Annotated in this window: 1 pseudogene; it reads left to right on the forward strand. The window is 59.8% G+C overall.

The features are described from left to right. Positions 1–26: 26 nt before the first annotated feature. Positions 27–557: pseudogene (locus A3730_RS09815) on the forward strand (hypothetical protein); the annotation flags it as partial.

The raw sequence follows: 557 nt of genomic DNA on the forward strand, positions 1-557 counted from the left end.
AAATGCTCCCATAACAAGGAGAACAAATGAAAAAACTGGGCAGACAGGCAGGCCATAACATGGGAAGGAACGTGGGCGGCCTGGCGCAGCTGGTGACCCGTTTTGGCAATGAGATCACCCAGGTCGTGCAGGATATTCACGGCGCTGTAGCCAACCCCTTCAGCCTGCGCGGCCACGATTACACCCCCGCCCCCATGGTTTACAACCTGGTCCGCTACGGCTTTCGCCAGGCCGGCAACCTGGCCGGCATGGCCGACCTGCTTGCCGATCCGCAACGGGAACTGCGCGACAGCCTGGACCTGCAAAGCATCATCAACGGTATTTTCGGGCAGCTACTGGTCGAACAGAACAATCGCTATGCCCTGCCCATGACACTGCTCCCCAAAGCCCCGCCGGCGCCGGAGGCCGACACCCTGGTCATCTTCCTGCACGGGCTGTGCATGAATGAAGCCTGCTGGAATAGCCCCGCGACTGATGCCTTCTGCCAATGGGCACGCCAGCATCACAACGCGGATATTCGCTACCTGCGCTATAACACCGGCCTGCATATTTCCGAC

It is taken from the genome of Alcanivorax sp. HI0044 (assembly GCF_001634945.1).